A 16356-nucleotide genomic window follows, 5' to 3' on the forward strand; every position below is an offset into this window, starting at 1 on the left:
CAGATGAAGATGCTAACTTACACATCTGCGGGTTCCATCCACGTGGCGTCCAGCCTCGCCCCGATGCCTCCCCTTCACACTCACGACTCTCTCGAGAAGATCATGCTGCTCTGCCTTTCCGTTGATCATCGAACCGCCGATCTCGACATGCTCGAACGCATCGAGCGCCGCGCGGAGACGGTGACGGCCGCCCTGAGCGAGAACACCGCGCGCGGCGTGGTGGTGCTTTCCACGTGCAATCGGTTCGAGGCCTACGTCGACGCCCCGGATCACGGACCGGGTCCCGCGCTCGAAGCCGTGGCGCGCGCCGCGCAGCTCACCCCGGCCGAGCTCGCCGACACCTTCGCCGTCCATCACGGCGACGCGGCCGCGGAGCACCTGTTCGCGGTGTCGAGCGGCCTGGAGTCCGCAGCGGTCGGCGAGGGGGAGATCGCCGGTCAGGTGCGACGGGCCTGGGAGAGCGCTCGCACCGCCGGGCGCACCAGCACCGATCTGGAGCAGCTCTTCCAGCACGCGATGGCCGTATCGAAAGAGGTCAAGAACCGCACGGGACTGCAGACCCGCGGGCGTTCCCTGGTGCAGCTCGCCCTCACCCTCGTCGACACCCGGGTGACCGACTGGAGCACGGCGCGCGTCGTGCTCATCGGCACCGGCGCCTATGCCGGCGCGAGCCTGGCCGCCCTGCGGGTGCGCGGCGTGGACGACATCGGCGTCTTCTCACCGTCCGGCAGGGCAGAGGTCTTCGCTGCCAGCCACGATCTCCGCCCAATTCCCGCCGGAGATCTGGCCGCAGAGCTCAGCCGCGCAGACGTCGTCGTGGCCTGCAGCAGTACCAGCGAACCGGTCCTCACCCGCGAGCACCTCGGCGGCACCACCCGCCCGCGGGTGCTGATCGACATGGGACTGCCACGCAACATCTCGCCCGACGTCGGCGAGGAGGCAGGCATCGAGCTCCTGGATCTGGAGACCATCGCGTTGCACGCGCCGATTCCGGAACTGGGCGCCGAGCTGGAGGCCCGAGACATCGTGCGTACCGCTGCGGCGGAGTTCGCCGCGCTTCGCGCGGAGCGTGACGTCGTTCCCGCGCTGCGCGACATGCGAGCCTTCGTCACCGAAGTCATGGAGGACGAGATCGCTCGCCTGCGCGGTCGCAGCGCAGACAGCGCAGATGAGATCGAGGCGGCGCTTCGGCACGCGTTCGGCCGCCTGATGCACCGCCCGACCGTGCGCCTACGTCAGCTCGCCCGCGCCGGGGCCGCCGGTGAAGCCGCCGCCGCCGTCACCGCCCTCTTCTCCCCCGACTCCCCGTGATTCCGTGGTTGCGTGGTGGGCTGCGGTGCCAGTGCAGCCCGCCCGGCTTCGCCCTGGTCTCAGGCTCTGCGGATCCTCGACGAGATCGCCACAATGAGTCAGACCGCCGACACCGCTGGTCTCACAAAGTCGTCCCGTCGTGTGACACATCGACCTGCTGTGAGACCACCATGCGGGCGGCGACGACCAGGCGGGCAGCGAAGACAACGTGCACGACCGCGACTGAGCGCGCATTAGCCTGATCCCATGTGGTCTGTGGTGCGGAGCCTGGGATGACGGGCCCGATCTGGACCGGTCACGAGCGCGGCAGCCGCGGGTACCGCCGGATGATCCTCGCTCTCTTCGCCGCCGGGGTCGCGACGTTCTCACAGCTCTACTCGGTGCAGGGCGTGCTGCCCGAACTGGCGGAAGACCAGCGGGTCTCCTCGGCCGATGCCGCCCTGTCGGTGTCCTTCGCCACGCTCGGACTGGCGATCGCCGTGATCCCGTGGTCGCTGCTGGCGGATCGGCGTGGTCGGCGCACCACCATGCGCGTCTCCATCGTCGCGGCGGTGGTGCTGGGCGTCCTGGTGCCGTTCTCGGCGACGTTCGAGGCGCTGCTCGCGCTGCGCTTCGCGGAAGGACTGGCCCTCGGCGGGATTCCGGCGGTGGCACTCGCCTACCTCGCCGAAGAGGTGTCACCACTCGCGTCCGCCGTCGCCGGTGGGACGTACATCTCGGGGACGTCGCTGGGCGGGCTGTGCGGCCGGCTGGTGTCCGGGCCGCTGAGTGAGGTCTTCACGTGGCGGATCGGCATGCTCGTGGTGTCGTTGCTGGCGGCCGTTGCCGCAGCCGTCTTCTTCGTGACCGCGCCGACGCCGCGCGGATTCGTCCCCGTGGTCCGCGGTTCGCAGCGCGATGTGCCCCTGGGGCGAAAGCTCCTCGCATGCCTGCGCGACCGACGCCTGGTTGCCCTGTTCTGCCAGGGCGGGCTCCTGATGGGCGGCTTCGTCGCGGTGTACAACTACCTCGGATTCCGGCTGCAGCTGCCGCCGTTCTTCCTCCCCGTGGCGGTGTCGTCGCTCCTGTTCCTGGCGTATCTCTCCGGCACGTGGTCGTCCGCGCAGTCCGGGCGCATCGCGCTGCGGCGGGGTCGCTTCACGGTGCTGCTCGGCGCGGCCGGCGTGATGCTGGGTGGGCTCCTGCTCACAGCGATCCCCGCCCTGGTCGCGGTGATCGCGGGTCTGCTGCTGTTCACCGCCGGCTTCTTCGCGGCACATGCCACGGCCTCCAGCTGGGTGCCCGCCCTGGTGCGCACGGGACGGGCCCAGGCGTCGAGCCTCTACAACCTCGCCTACTACGGCGGATCCAGCCTGTTCGGCTGGCTGGTCGGTCTGGCCTTCCACGACGGGAACTGGTGGGGTGTGATCCTCGCGGTGAGCGTTCTGGTGGTGGCCGCGATGGTCATCGCCACAGCCGCTCTGCGCAGCGACCCCACCGGCCACCCCGCTGCATCGTGATCCCGCGTCTGGGTCACGCGAAGGTCCACGCCCTACGCTGGCAGCATGAGCGAGCTCACCCCCGCCCGAACGGCATCCGCCCGCGGGCGCATCGCCACTGCGGCGATCGCCAGCGCCGGATTCGTCGCCCTGCTCTGGGCGGTCGAGATCGTCGACACCGTCCTCGGCAACCGCCTCGACTACTACGGCATCCAGCCGCGCGAGATCGATGGGCTGTGGGGCATCCTGTGGGCGCCGCTCCTGCACGGCGGGTGGCAGCATCTGCTCGCGAACTCCGGCCCCGCCCTGGTGCTGACCTTCGTCATCGCCCTCTCCGGCCTCGCTCTGTGGGCGGAGGCCACCGCGATCATCTGGGTCGTGGCGGGTGTCGGGACGTGGCTCATCGCCCAGCCGAACAGCGTTCACATCGGTGCTTCCTCGCTGATCTTCGGATGGATCACCTTCCTCGTGCTGCGAGGCGTCTTCGCCCGCAGCGCCCTGCAGATCGTGGTGGGCGTCCTCGTGCTCGGCGCGTACGGCGGGGTGCTGTGGGGCGTGTTCCCGGGACAGCAGGGGATCTCCTGGCAGGGACACCTGTTCGGTGCCGTCGGCGGCGTGATCGCCGCCGTGCTGCTGGGTCGCCGAGCCCGTGAGAGCAGCGCCGCCACGGCGCGTCGGTGACCCCTACCACGGGGTGATGCGCGCCGCCCGCCCGGCGCCTAGCGTGGGAGCAGCATGAACGACACCGCTGCTTCCCTCCGCCGCTGGGGCGTGATGACCGACCGCGTCCTTCCGGGACGGCGGGCGCTGATCATCTGGATCCTCGCCGCAGCCGCCGCGATCTCCCTTCTCGCCGTCACCGCAACGCTGGGCGCGACGGAGTACCGCACGCCCGCCGGGGCCATCGTGATCTTCGCCACGATGCTCGCCGCCGCGATCCCGGGTGCTCTCATCGCCCCGCACTGGGCGACCGCCGCTGCTGTGCTCGCCGCAGCCTCGCTGACCGCGCTCGCCTCGCCGGAGACCGCAGCGCCGTGGCCGGTGGCGGTTCCCACGATGATCGCGCTGACCTTCACCTGGATCATCGTCGGGATGCGAGCGCGCTGGTGGGTGGCTGCGAGCGGGTGGGCGCTGACGAACTTCATCGCCCTGATGACGGCGAGCGAGTACGGCCAGCGGGTGGCCGTGGGCACCGTCGTAGCCGATCTCGTGGTGTTCGCATCGGTGTCGCTGCTGGGGGTGGGCGTGGGCGTCATGCTCCGCAACTGGACCCTCATCCGCGCCGAGCTCACCCGGCAGCAGGCGATGACCGCCGCCGAGCACGCCCGACGCGAAGCGGTGGAGGACAAGGCGCGCATCGCCCGGGAGCTGCACGATGTGGTGGCACACGGCATGTCGGCCATCCAGATCCGCGCCGCGTCCGCGCGCTATCGGCTCACGGGGTTGTCGGACGAGGCCGCAGCGGAATTCGACGATCTCGCCGCGACAGCCCGCACCTCCATGGCCGAGATGCGCACGATCCTCGGACTGCTCCGCGACGAGGAGTCGAGCGTGCAGCGCGCCCCACAGCCGGGTTTCGCCGATCTGAGCGCCCTCATCGGCCGCGCCCGTGATCTCGCCCCCGTCACCGAGAGCGGACGCTGGGAGCTGAGCGAGGCCGAGCAGTCGGATCCGGTGTTCGGGCTCACCGTCTATCGCGTGGTTCAGGAGGCGCTGAGCAACGCCGCCCGCCATGCGCCGGGAGCCGCCACACGGATCGACTGGCAGGACGAGCCCGGTGATCGGATCGTGACCATCACCAATGACGCCCCGGAGCACCCCGCTGCCGCTCGCTCGGACGGCGCCGGCCAGGGGCTGCGCGGCATGCGCGAGCGCGTCTTCGCGCTCGGCGGCACCGTGTCCGCGTCTCCCGTCGCGGACGCCGCCGGCGGTTTCCGCGTGCGTGTCACGTTCCCGCGGGCGTGATCCCCGTTTCATTGCGCGCACTTGGCTCCTTCGGCGCGGGTTTGGGGTCCTTTTGCGCGCGATGAAATCAGAATGGACTCGGACGAAGGGAAGCCGATGACGAGTGTGCTGATCGTGGACGACCAGGCGATGGTGCGCGCCGGCTTCGCCGCCATCCTGCAGGCCCAGAGCGGGATCGACGTGGTGGGTCAAGCGGGCGATGGGGCAGATGGCACCGCGCAGGCGCGGTCGCTACGCCCGGACGTGGTGCTGATGGACGTGCGTATGCCCACGATGGACGGCATCGAGGCGACGCGACAGATTCTCGCCGCGGCCGAGCGCGATGGTCGCACCGCTCCCGCGATCCTCATCCTTACCACCTTCGACGCCGACGAGTACGTCCACGACGCGCTCGGGGCCGGTGCCAGCGGCTTCCTGCTGAAGGATGCCCTTCCCGACGAGCTGGTCCAGGCGGTGCGGATCGTGGCGGCGGGCGATGCGCTGCTCGCACCGCGCATCACCAAGCGCCTTCTCGAGAGATTCGCCGCCACGCGCCCGGCTGTGAACCGGCACACCCTGCGCCTCAACGACCTCACCGAACGCGAGCACGAGATCCTGATCCTCGTGGGTCAGGGCCTGTCCAACGGGGAGATCGCCGCACAGCTGTTCCTCGCCGAGCAGACCGTGAAGACGCACGTCAGCCGGATCTTCAGCAAGCTGCATCTGCGGGATCGGGTGCAGGCCGTGATCCTCGCCTACGACGCGGGGCTCGTCGCTCCCGCCGACTGAGCAAAGCCGCTTCATAGCGCGCAAAAGGGCCGTATTCCAGCCGAATAGCAGCAATTTGCGCGCTATGAACGGGGTCAACGTCATACCCCGGTAGGGGGCCGATCGAGACCGGGGCGGGACGCGCTGGCGGACACCCGGATCAGACAGTGTCTGCATGGCACTCGTCTCCCCCTTCATCGCTTCCCCGTCCGTCTCGGTGGCGCGCCCCGTCTCACCTCGCGCGAGCACGGCGGCAGCGATCGGAGCGCTTCGTCCGGCGTCATCTCGTGACGGCTCGGTCGATGCCGTGCGGGCGGTCCTGCTCGGCATCGTGGTGCTGCTGCACGCGTTCATGGTGGGCGTCGGCCGCGACGAGACCGGAGCCCCGCTCCTGGAGAACGCGATGGAGCACTGGGCCGGATTCCCCGCCCTCACCTGGGTGGTCCAGATCATGCCGCTGTTCTTCGTCCTGGGCGGGTTCGCGAGCTTCACTCAGTGGACCCGGCTGCGAGAGCGGGGGACGACGGCGTCGGACTATGTCGCGGCGCGGGTCCGGCGGCTCCTCATTCCCGCCGGAGGCGCCATCACCGCGATCGCGGTCTTCCTGGCGGCCCTCGTCATCTCCGGTGTTCCCGCCGAGGTGGTGTCGGTGGCCGGATTCCGCATCGGGCAGCCCTTCTGGTTCCTGGCGGTCTACCTCGGCTGCAGCGCACTGGTTCCCGCGATGGTCCGCCTGCATGAGCGCCATCGCCTCCTCACCCTCGCCGTGCTCGCCGCCGGCGCCGTGACCGTCGACATCGTGCGCGTCGCCACCGGCGCTGCGGCGATCGGCCTCGTCAACATGGCCTTCGTGTGGCTCCTGATGCAGCAGATCGGCTTCTCCCTGGCCGATCAGCGCTTCGATCGCGTGCGGCCGTCACGCGTCGCGATGGTCGGCGCCGGAGCGGTGCTCACGCTCGCGATCACGATGCTCACCGGCTTCTACCCCGCCGATCTGCTGTCCGCGCTGAATCCGCCGATGGGCGCGCTGGTCCTGCTCGGCATCGCCCAGCTGTCGCTCTTCCTGCTCCTGCGCACCGCCCTGCGCCGCGTGGCCGACGGACGCGCATCAGCCGTCATCACCTGGGTCAACGCCCGCGCAATGACCATCTACTCCTGGCACATGCTGGTGGTGGTCGCACTCGCCGGCTCGCTCCTCCTCCTGCCGATGGACCTTCCCGCACCGCTGAGCACCGACTGGTGGGCGACGCGTCCGCTGTGGCTGGCCGGCGTCGTGATCGCCGTCGCTGCGCTCGTGGCGCTGGTGGGACGACGGGAAGCGCGACGCCCCTCTCCGGCCACCGGCGTGCGCGCCCCTTGGGCGGCTGCTGCCACCGTGATCGCGGCTGCCGCCGTGGTGCTGGCGCTGCTCGCCGGTTCCGCCCCATCCGCGTGGGTGATCGCCGCGGCGCTGGCTCCGATCGCGGTCGGTCTGGCGAGCCGCGCGGCCCGATCGGCTGGTTAACCACGCGGGGCCGAACGCCACCGGTGACATGATCGCGGGAACGCGGACGCCGCCGGTGCGTTAACCGCGCGAGGAACCGCGCCAAGCCGGTTACGCCGCCGGGCGAACATCACCAGTGGAGAGACCATGAGAATGGTGCTGCCGGTGCGTTAACCACGGAATGACACGGCGAGCCGGTTAACCGCGCCGGGTGAGCACCGCCGGCGAGCGGGCCACGGGGACGCTGCCGTCGCCCGGTTAACTCCGCCGATGACACAACAGCGCTCCCGCGGTTAACCGGACGCCCCAACCTCCGCAGCCATACGCCGCTACTCCGGCACGGCACCCCGGGCCGGGCCGCGGATTCGCCGCGAACCGGACATCCGTCGTTAACAGCCGCGTTAACCCGCGAGGAGCAGAATCATGCCGCGCCGTTCCGCGTCGTTTCGGCGAATGATCCACTTCTCCACAGGACTGTCCACACCTGGGGATGGAATTACACGGGCGTAGTTCCGCGCGCTTTTCCGAGGCACTCGTACGGCCACCGGAGTTATCCACATATCCCCATGTGGATAACTCACATCCTGTGGATGACTGGGAGAGATCAGCCGACGCGCACCCAGAGGGAGACATCGGAGACGTTGATCCTCTGGTGCTCGACGATCTCGTATCCCGCCGCACGCAGATCCGAGGTCTCGTCGGTGCCCACCACGCCGTCGACGACGGCCTCGACCACCCACACGCGTGACACGCCCTCGAGCGCACCTGCCGCGAGCGCCTCCGCGGTCGAGCGGGTCTGCGCGTGCCAGGTGGGGCTCTGGGCATACGGGGTGACGAGTTGCACGTCACGCAGCTGCGCGAACGCAGCCGGGTCGGTGTCGAGAGCCAGCCGCGGGCGCCACGACGGATCCACACTCTCATCGAAGACGATCGCGTCTCCGGGCTGCGACTGCGCACTGACCAGGGCGGCGACGTCGTTCCAGTCCGAGCCGCGTTTGGACCACGGCCCTCGTTGCCCCGACCACACGGGCACCGTGACGCAGAGGACCAGCACCGTGACGCACAGCGCAGCCACCGGGACGCGGCCAACACGAAGACGCGCCAGTTCCGCGATACCCGATGCCAGCAGCAGCGCTACCGCAGGCCCCGCGAAGGTGAGGTAGCGAGGCGTGTAATCGTGGTGCACCGCATCGCTGGCGAGCACCAGCGCCAGCGGGAGCACCGCCCATGGCAGCGCGATGCTCACCGGGTCGATCGGAGACCCTCGCCGGGGACGCGACCGCACCCACCCCACCACGGCAATGGCGATGAGCGCCCAGGCGATCCACGCATATGCATCCACCACGAACCACATCTCCACGAGGATGGCGTGCGGATTGGTGTGGCCGGCGGTCGCCAGGAAGGCGATCTGCCCGCGCTGATGCAACGCGATCCACGCCACGGGGGACGCGAGCAGAAGCCCCGCAATGGAGGACAGTGCCCACCCTGCCCAGGTGCGTCGATCCACGCCGCGCCACCACAGCACGACCCCGATCGCGAGCGCCAGAAGCCCGACATAGAGGAACGTGACCGTCGCGATGGCGAGCATGGCGCCGTACGCCACCCACCACCAGACGGAGGGCCGCCGACGCCGCAGCACCTCCACGATGATCGCCATCAGCACCGTGGCAAAGAGCGCGTCGAAGGCGTAGGCACGCGCCTCGACGGCCGCGTGCGTGAGGCGCGGCAGAGCCGCAGTCAGGGCGCCCGCGAGCACCCCGAAGGGCAGGGACCTCAACCGCGCACCGATCCACACGACCACTCCCGCGCACAGGCCAATGGCCACCGCAGAGGGGAAGCGGAGAGCGAACGGACTGCTCCCCGCCATCAGGATCCAGAAGTGCATCGTTATGTAATTCACGGCATGAACGATGTCGATGTTGCCGAGCATCGCCATCAGACAGGGCAACGGCCGGGTGGCGGAGAGCTGCGTGGCCGCTTCGTCGCCCCAGAGCGACGGAATCCACGCTCCGAGGGCGTTCACCGTCGTGGCGATCAGCGCCACCAGCCCCGCGGCGAGCACCACCCGGGCGCTGGGAACCCGCGCCGCGCCCTCCGATGACCTCGTCCTGCCCTGCACGCGGTCAGGGTACGCCCGGCCCCTCCGAACCGGGACGGCGAGCGGCTATGAATGCCTGAGAGTCCTCCCCCGAGCGTCAACCAAGTCTCGAAACGAGGATGGCGTCGCGAAAAGAGGAGTCGCGACGAGGATCCGTCCTGTTTTCGCGACGATGCCCTCGTTTCGCGACGCAGGGGTGTCAGACGCGCGGCAACGGCGGCCCCGACCGCACCACGACGGCGCGATCACGCCGTGACGGCCGTCAGCTCGGAGCGCCGGCCTCGGTGTGGTGGCGAATGACTTCGGCCACGACGAAGTTGAACCACTTCTCCGCGAACTCGGGGTCCAGATGTGCGGCTTCGGCCAGCTCCCGCAGGCGAGCGACCTGCTGCTCCTCCCGCGCCGGGTCCGAAGCGGGCATCTCGTGCGTGGCCTTCAGCACCCCGACCTGCTGGGTAGCACGGAAGCGCTCGGCCAGCATGAAGATCAGCGCGGCATCGATGTTGTCGATGGTCGCCCGCAGCCGCAGCAGCGTGGCGGTGGGATCCTCGATCTGGCTCATGCCCCCAGCATAAAGCGGTCGCTCAGTGCTCGACGTGGAACACCACGTGCGATCCGGCGCGCGCGGCCTCGGTCAGGAACGCGTGCAGTTCGTCGAGGTGCCCCCACGCGTAGTCGCGCTCCTCATCGCCGTACTCCGGGTTGCGCAGCTCCTCGGGCATCACGGCGTAGGCGGCAGCGAACGTCTCCTCGTCGAGGGTGTCGAGCCACGCGGCCACCTCCGGCACGTGCTCGGCCGACAGGTACGTCACCAGCAGCTCGTCGGAGTCCTCCTGCAGATCCTCGTCGCCGAGGATCACCCCGTACGCGGGCCACTCCTCGGGGTCACGATCCGGAGCCGACGCCGGAGCCAGCGCGCAGGAGATCGGATCCCACGCCTTGTCCGTCCCGCACGACGGCACCCCCGCCTCCTCGACCTCCGCGATGAAGGCGCGCAGCGCCTCGTCGTCCCCCGCGGCGGCCTGCAGGCGCTCAGCGAGGGCATCGGTCAGGGCGAAGTGCATTCCGAGCTGCATGCCCCCGACGCTACCCCGCCGGGATGCGCGAACAGAAGCGAAAACGCGCCTCCGATAGGATGGGGTGGACCCGCTCGGGTCCCTTTACGGGGGTGATCCCAAATGCCAGGAATCGTGATCGTCGGCGTCCAGTGGGGCGACGAGGGCAAGGGCAAGGCCACGGACCTGCTCGGTGAACGCACCGACTGGGTCGTGAAGTTCAACGGCGGCAACAACGCCGGCCACACGGTCGTCGTGGGCGATGAGAAGTACGCGCTGCACCTGCTGCCGTCGGGCATCCTGTCGCCCGGCGTGACGCCGGTCATCGGCAACGGCGTCGTCATCGACATCGAAGTGCTCTTCGGCGAGCTGGAGGCGCTGGCCGCCCGTGGCGTCGACGTGTCCAAGCTCAAGGTGAGCGCCAACGCCCACGTCATCACGCCCTATCACCGCACGCTCGACAACGTCACCGAGCGCTTCCTCGGCAAGCGCCAGATCGGCACCACGGGTCGCGGCATCGGCCCCAGCTACGCCGACAAGATCAACCGCGTGGGCATCCGCATCCAGGACCTGTTCGACGAGAACATCCTGCGCCAGAAGGTCGAGGGCGCCCTCGACCAGAAGAACCACCTGCTGGTGAAGATGTTCAACCGCAAGGCGATCGACGCGGAAGCCATCGTGGAGGAGCTGCTGTCGTACACCGAGCGGCTGCGCCCGATGGTGGCTGACACGTCGCTGCTGCTGGATCAGGCACTGGAGCGCGGCGAGGTCGTCGTGTTCGAGGGCGGTCAGGCCACGATGCTCGACGTCGACCACGGCACCTACCCGTTCGTCACGAGCTCTTCCGCCACTGCGGGTGGCGCTGCGACCGGCTCGGGAGTTGGTCCCAACCGTCTCGACCGCATCGTCGGCATCGCGAAGGCCTACGCCACGCGTGTCGGCGCCGGTCCGTTCCCCACCGAGCTGTTCGACGAGAACGGCGACATGCTGCGCTCGCGCGGTTTCGAATTCGGCACCACCACCGGCCGGCCCCGCCGCGTGGGGTGGTACGACGCCCCCGTCACCCGCTACGCGACGCGCGTCAACGGTCTGACGGACATCGTGCTCACCAAGCTCGACATCCTCACCGGTATCGAGCAGATCCCGGTGTGCGTGGCGTACGACGTGGACGGCGTCCGCTTCGACGAGATGCCGGTGAACCAGACGGACTTCCACCACGCGAAGCCCATCTTCGAGTACTTCCCGGGCTGGACCGAGGACATCTCCACGGCGCGCACCTTCGAGGACCTGCCGCAGAACGCGCAGGACTACGTCCTGGCGCTGGAGAAGATGAGCGGTACGCGCATCTCCGTCATCGGCACCGGCCCGTCCCGCGACGCCGTGATCGTGCGTCACGACCTGATCGGCTGACATGCGGTTCTGGCTCGGCGGCTACACCGCGGACATGGACGGAGACGGTGCCGGCATCGGAGTCCTGCTCGCCGGCGATGCCGACGCCCCGTCCGCCGGTGGTCCGCTGAGCTTCGCGGGAACGGCCGTCGCGGTCGATTCCCCGTCCTGGCTCGCGCAGCACCCGACCCTCGACGTCGTCTACGCGGCGCTCGAGGGTTCGGGTGGCGTGCGCGCGTTCACGCGCACCGGACCTGCCACCCTGGCACCGATCGGTACCGAGCAGCCCGCCGGCGACGTCACCTGTCATGTCGTCGCATCGCCGGACGGGCGCTGGCTCACCGCCACGGGCTACGGCGACGGCACGGTCGCTCGTTACCGGCTCGATGACGACGGCGTTCCCGGAGCCCCGGAATTCGGGGCGGCCGCCGTCGACCCGTACGCGGACTCCCGGGCCCCGCGTCTGCCGGACGATCTCGGCGCCGACGCCACGACGGCCGCGGAACTCGCTGCCGCGACCGCGGCGCTGCGCGGGGCCGTCGGGGACGAGTTCGCGCACCTGCTGCCCGAACAGCCGGTGCTGCCCGAGGGGATCGAATCGGCGGTCACCTTCACGGATCCGGACCCCGTCGCCCCTCCCCGCACATCGCACGCGCACCAGGCGCGTCATGTCTCGGGCGGGCTCGTGGCCACCACCGATCTGGGCTTCGACCTGGTCCGCTTGTGGCGCGACGGTCAGCTCCAGCAGGAGGTCGTCCTGCCTTTCGGCACCGGCCCTCGCCACACCGTCTGGCACCCCAGCGGACACCTCTACGTGGTCACCGAGTACTCGTGCGAGGTCTACGTCCTCGCCCCCGATGCCACCGGACGGTGGCGGATCGTCTCAGCGGCGCCGGTTTCCCCGGAGGCGAGCGTGGGAGCCGACTTCCCTGGAGAACTCTCGGCCTCGGCCGACGCCGGTCTGCTCTATGCGGGAGTGCGCGGCATCAACGCCATCGCCGCGCTGCGCGTCCTGGGGGACGGTTCCCGCGTGGAGTCGATCGCTACGGTCGAAAGTCACGTGGACTGGCCGCGGCACCACATCCTGGTCTCCGACACCCTCCTCGTCGCCGGCCAGCGCTCGAACGAAGTCGTGTCGCTGGCCATCGACGAACGCAGCGGCATCCCCGGACGACGCCGGTTCAGCACCCCCGCGCCCACCCCGTCGGTGCTGCTGCCGATCTTCGACTGATCCGGCACCTGCTCCCCTCGTTCACCCACGAGACTTCCCTCTGTGGGTGAGAATCAGCGCGCTGCGGTGATTCTCACCCCACACGCGGAAGTCTCGCGGGCCTACCGACGCTGCGAGGGGGACGCCGCGGGGACGACGCCGCGGGCGCGTGCCATGCATCATCCACAGGTTTCTGCGTGGTCCCGCCGCGGCCAGTACGCTCGACGCATGCGCAAACGTCTCCTGGTCCTTCCCGTCGTGGCCGTGCTGCTGGCCGGCCTGGCCGCGTGCTCAACGAACTCCGCCCCCGAGGCGAAGCCGGCCGCGAGCGCGAGCGCGAACGACAGCGCGAGCGCGAACGACAGCGCGAGCGCGAGTGCCGCGGCCACGCCGAGCGGCACGTGCTCCTACCCCGCTTCCGGCACGCCGGCCAAGCCCGCCTCCGCACCGTCCAGCGAGCCCGAGCTGGCGAAGACCGCGACGCTCACGACGTCCGCGGGAGAGATCACCATCACCCTCGATGGCGACAAGACGCCGTGCACCGTGAACAGCTTCGTCTCGCTGATCACGCAGGGGTACTTCGCCGACACGAAGTGCCACCGTCTCACCACGCAGGGCATCTTCGTGCTGCAGTGCGGCGACCCCAGCGGAACCGGGGCAGGCGGGCCCGGGTACTCGTTCGCCGACGAGACCAGCCCCGACATGTCGTACCCCACGGGCACCGTCGCGATGGCCAACGCCGGCCCGGACACCAACGGGTCGCAGTTCTTCCTCGTCTACGACGACAGCACGGGCCTTCCGCCGGACTACACCGTGTTCGGTCACATGGACGAGGCCAGTGTCGCCGTCGTGCAGGCGATCGCCGCGAAGGGCGTGGCCGGCGGACGCCAGGACGGCGCCCCTGCCGAGACCGTGACCATCACGTCCGCCACGACGGCGCAGTGAAGCGAATCGCCGCCTGACGACATCAGCGAGCCCGATCCCGATGCGGATCGGGCTCGCTCCATTAGTGTGAGCGTGTGACACCGCCGTCGTCCCCCGCCACCGTCCGCACGACCCCGCGCCTGCTCTGGGCCCTGTTGCGCCTCGCGATGGCCGCGCTGATCGTCGCTGCCATCGTCGCCCAGCTGATCCGGACGCTGGGATTCGCCATCGACAAGGATCGCGACTTCCTGACCGTGCTGACGAACTTCTTCAGCTTCTTCACGATCCTCTCCAACGTCCTCGCCGCGATCACGCTGCTGGTGTGCGGGCTCTGGCTGCTCAGCCGTGGACGTCGCCGTGAATTCCAGCCCCGAGCGCTGAGCGTACTGCTGCTCTCGGTCGGCACCTACATGGTCATCACGGGCGTGGTCTACAACACGATGCTGCGCGGGATCGCTCTGGAGCCGGGCGGGACGGTCGCGTGGTCGAACGAGGTCCTGCACGTCGCCGGCCCCGCGATGATGCTGCTGGAGCTCATCCTCCGGGTGGGCGTCCGCCCGATCAGCTGGCGCTCCCTGTGGGTGGTGGTCGGCTTTCCCATCGTCTGGGTGATCTACACGATGATCCGCGGGGAGCAGATCACCAACCCGGTCACCGGCCAGCCGTGGTGGTACCCCTACCCGTTCCTCAATCCCTACACCGTGCCGAACGGCTACATCGGTGTGGCCGGGTACGTCGTCGGGATCTCGGTGGCGGTGATCGCGGTCGCCTCGCTGGCGATCTGGTGGTCGCGACGCAAGACCGGGGTCGAGGCCACCGCAGAGCCGGCGGAGTCGCCCGCTGCCATCGCGGCGCCCGCATCCTGAGTGCCGGGCATCGCGTCCGGACACCGGACGGCCTTCAGGAACGGGTGCGGACGCGAGTGATCGCCTGAGCGCGATCGCGCACGTCGAGCTTCGCGAAGATCGCATTGATATGGGTCTTCACCGTGGACACCCCCACGTACAGCTGACGAGCGATCTCGGCGTTGTTGAGTCCGTCGGCGAGGAGGGAGAGCACGTCTGCCTCCCGCGGTGTGAGCTCGGGAAAACGACTGCGCAGCTCTGCCGCGGGAGCCGGAGCGGTGACGGTCGTCGCGGAGACCACACGCGCCGCGACGTCGGCGGCGAACGTGGCCTGCCCGCCCGCCACGGCACGGATGGCGGCGGCGATCTGCTCACGGCCGGCGTCCTTGGTGAGGTAGCCGCGAGCCCCCGCGCGGAGCGCTCCGAGGATGGAGTCGTCGTCGGCGTAGGTGGTGAGGACCAGCACCGCGGTCTCCGGCGCATCGGCCGTGATGCGCCGCGTCGCCGTGGTGCCGTCCATCACGGGCATCCGCAGATCCATCAGCATCACGTCGGGTCGCTCCGCCACCGCCAGTGCCACCGCCTCGGCCCCGTCAGCGGCCTGCCCGACCACCTCGACGTCCGCCAGCAGCGAGATGATCGTGCTGAGGCCGTCGCGCACCAGGTCCTGGTCGTCGGCGATCACCACGCGAATCGGTGTCGTCGTCATCGTCCGCCCTTCTCGTCGATTCCCGGGGACAGCGTGGCCTCCGCAACCACCACGAACTCTCCCTCCCGTACTTCTGCCCGCGCATGCCCGCCGCTGGGCAGAGCGTCGAAGCGCTCGCGCATCCCGGTCAGTCCGTACCCGCCGCCTCGTGGCTGCCGCTCCGCGGGGAGCGGGCTCGTCACCCGCAGGGTCACACGATCGTGTCGCCAGTCGATGCCGAGTGCAACGGGAGCTCCCGGCGCGTGACGACGCGCATTGCTCAGCGATTCCTGCACCGCGCGTACCAGTGCGGTGGCGACGACGTGCGGGACGGGGCGCGGTTCGCCGCCTTCCGTCACCGACACCGTTGCGCCCAGCGAACGGTGCGCACGGATGAGCTCATCGAGGGCTTCCGACGGGTCGACATCCGCGTCATCGAGCCGCGGGACCTCGCGCAGGGCCGCGACGGCCCCGCGTGCGTCGGCCAGGCCCTGCGCCGCGAGCCGGCGTGCCTCGGTCGCGCGCGTCCTCGCCTCATCGATCCTGTCCGCCTCCAGGAGCGCGTCGATGGCATCCAGCTGAACCGTGAGTCCGCCGAGAGAGTGCGCCAGCACATCGTGCAGGTCGCGGGCCAGAGCGATGCGGGCTTCGGCCTCCCGGGCGACGATGCGCTCCTCGCGCGCCCTCTCCGCCTCGCGCGCGGACAGGCGCGTGGTGCGGCGGAGGAAGCCGCCAAGCACGCCGACCGAGAGCCCGAGGCTCATGGTCAGCATCGCGCTGACGCCGAGCTGCGGGGACAGGAGGGCGATGCCCCCACACACCAGGACGACCCCGACCCCCGCGGCCACCGGCCCGAGCCATACTGGCAGCTCAAGCCGGGCGATCAGGAGCATCGTGCACACCGCGGCGGGGACGAGCGAGAGCCCCACGCTGGGCCCGCCGGCGAGCGAGCCGCTCAGCACGGCGACCACGGCGAACGCGGCCCCCGTCCTGGATCGCCCCAGGCGCAGCAGCACGGTCGCGATGGGCCACGCGATGACCGCGACCAACCCGGCCACCGCTCCCGCGGGCGACGTCGCCGAGAGCAGCGCCGCTCCCACGAACGCCGCGACGGCGATGGTGATGGCGGCGCTCCACAGCAGAGGGCGCTCGGTCATGGAACC

15 protein-coding genes are annotated in these 16356 nt (G+C 70.0%); 10 read left to right on the top strand and 5 right to left on the bottom strand.

What is annotated here, in order from left to right; all coding sequences use genetic code 11:
• The first annotated feature begins 102 nt into the window (after nt 1-102).
• The 6 genes from LQ566_RS07795 (at nt 103) to LQ566_RS07820 (ending at nt 7005) form a co-directional block, all read left to right on the top strand.
• Nucleotides 103-1311, top strand: coding sequence for a glutamyl-tRNA reductase (locus LQ566_RS07795; RefSeq protein WP_269143020.1), 1209 nt, complete (start codon nt 103-105; stop codon nt 1309-1311).
• 272 nt (nt 1312-1583) lie between these two features.
• Entirely contained in the window at nt 1584-2810 is a 1227-nt protein-coding gene (locus LQ566_RS07800) for an MFS transporter (RefSeq protein ID WP_231091045.1), read from the top strand.
• Nucleotides 2811-2855: 45 nt separating this feature from the next.
• Nucleotides 2856-3470: a rhomboid family intramembrane serine protease gene (locus LQ566_RS07805; RefSeq protein ID WP_231091046.1), complete on the top strand. Its 615-nt coding sequence runs from the start codon at nt 2856-2858 to the stop codon at nt 3468-3470.
• A 54-nt stretch (nt 3471-3524) separates the two neighbouring features.
• Nucleotides 3525-4754, top strand: a complete 1230-nt coding sequence (locus LQ566_RS07810; RefSeq protein WP_231091047.1) for a sensor histidine kinase — start codon at nt 3525-3527, stop codon at nt 4752-4754.
• A 96-nt stretch (nt 4755-4850) separates the two neighbouring features.
• Nucleotides 4851-5522, top strand: a complete 672-nt coding sequence (locus LQ566_RS07815) for a response regulator (RefSeq protein ID WP_231091048.1) — start codon at nt 4851-4853, stop codon at nt 5520-5522.
• 154 nt (nt 5523-5676) lie between these two features.
• Entirely contained in the window at nt 5677-7005 is a 1329-nt protein-coding gene (locus tag LQ566_RS07820; RefSeq protein WP_231091049.1) for an acyltransferase family protein, read from the top strand.
• Nucleotides 7006-7588: 583 nt separating this feature from the next.
• Here LQ566_RS07820 and LQ566_RS07825 read toward each other — a convergent pair.
• From LQ566_RS07825 to LQ566_RS07835, 3 genes are all read right to left on the bottom strand, one after another.
• Complete coding sequence (locus tag LQ566_RS07825) at nt 7589-9103, bottom strand: glycosyltransferase family 39 protein (protein WP_231091050.1); 1515 nt, start codon at nt 9101-9103, stop codon at nt 7589-7591.
• A gap of 241 nt (nt 9104-9344) precedes the next feature.
• Entirely contained in the window at nt 9345-9644 is a 300-nt protein-coding gene (locus LQ566_RS07830; protein ID WP_231091051.1) for a chorismate mutase, read from the bottom strand.
• A 22-nt stretch (nt 9645-9666) separates the two neighbouring features.
• Complete coding sequence (locus tag LQ566_RS07835) at nt 9667-10158, bottom strand: DUF1877 family protein (RefSeq protein ID WP_231091052.1); 492 nt, start codon at nt 10156-10158, stop codon at nt 9667-9669.
• Between the two features lie 102 nt (nt 10159-10260).
• Between LQ566_RS07835 and LQ566_RS07840 the strand changes: the two genes are divergently transcribed.
• The 4 genes from LQ566_RS07840 (at nt 10261) to LQ566_RS07855 (ending at nt 14526) form a co-directional block, all read left to right on the top strand.
• Complete coding sequence (locus LQ566_RS07840) at nt 10261-11547, top strand: adenylosuccinate synthase (protein WP_231091053.1); 1287 nt, start codon at nt 10261-10263, stop codon at nt 11545-11547.
• 1 nt (nt 11548) lies between these two features.
• Entirely contained in the window at nt 11549-12757 is a 1209-nt protein-coding gene (locus tag LQ566_RS07845) for a lactonase family protein (RefSeq protein ID WP_231091054.1), read from the top strand.
• A gap of 207 nt (nt 12758-12964) precedes the next feature.
• Nucleotides 12965-13681: a peptidylprolyl isomerase gene (locus LQ566_RS07850; RefSeq protein ID WP_231091055.1), complete on the top strand. Its 717-nt coding sequence runs from the start codon at nt 12965-12967 to the stop codon at nt 13679-13681.
• Nucleotides 13682-13755: 74 nt separating this feature from the next.
• Nucleotides 13756-14526, top strand: coding sequence for a Pr6Pr family membrane protein (locus LQ566_RS07855; protein WP_231091056.1), 771 nt, complete (start codon nt 13756-13758; stop codon nt 14524-14526).
• Between the two features lie 34 nt (nt 14527-14560).
• Here LQ566_RS07855 and LQ566_RS07860 read toward each other — a convergent pair whose 3' ends face one another.
• Nucleotides 14561-15214: a response regulator transcription factor gene (locus LQ566_RS07860; protein ID WP_231091057.1), complete on the bottom strand. Its 654-nt coding sequence runs from the start codon at nt 15212-15214 to the stop codon at nt 14561-14563.
• Nucleotides 15211-16350, bottom strand: a complete 1140-nt coding sequence (locus LQ566_RS07865) for a sensor histidine kinase (protein WP_231091058.1) — start codon at nt 16348-16350, stop codon at nt 15211-15213. Before LQ566_RS07865 ends, LQ566_RS07860 begins: the two co-directional genes overlap by 4 nt.
• Nucleotides 16351-16356 lie beyond the last annotated feature (6 nt).

Origin of the sequence: Microbacterium nymphoidis (assembly GCF_021044885.1) — a bacterium.
GTDB classification, from domain to species: domain Bacteria; phylum Actinomycetota; class Actinomycetes; order Actinomycetales; family Microbacteriaceae; genus Microbacterium; species Microbacterium nymphoidis.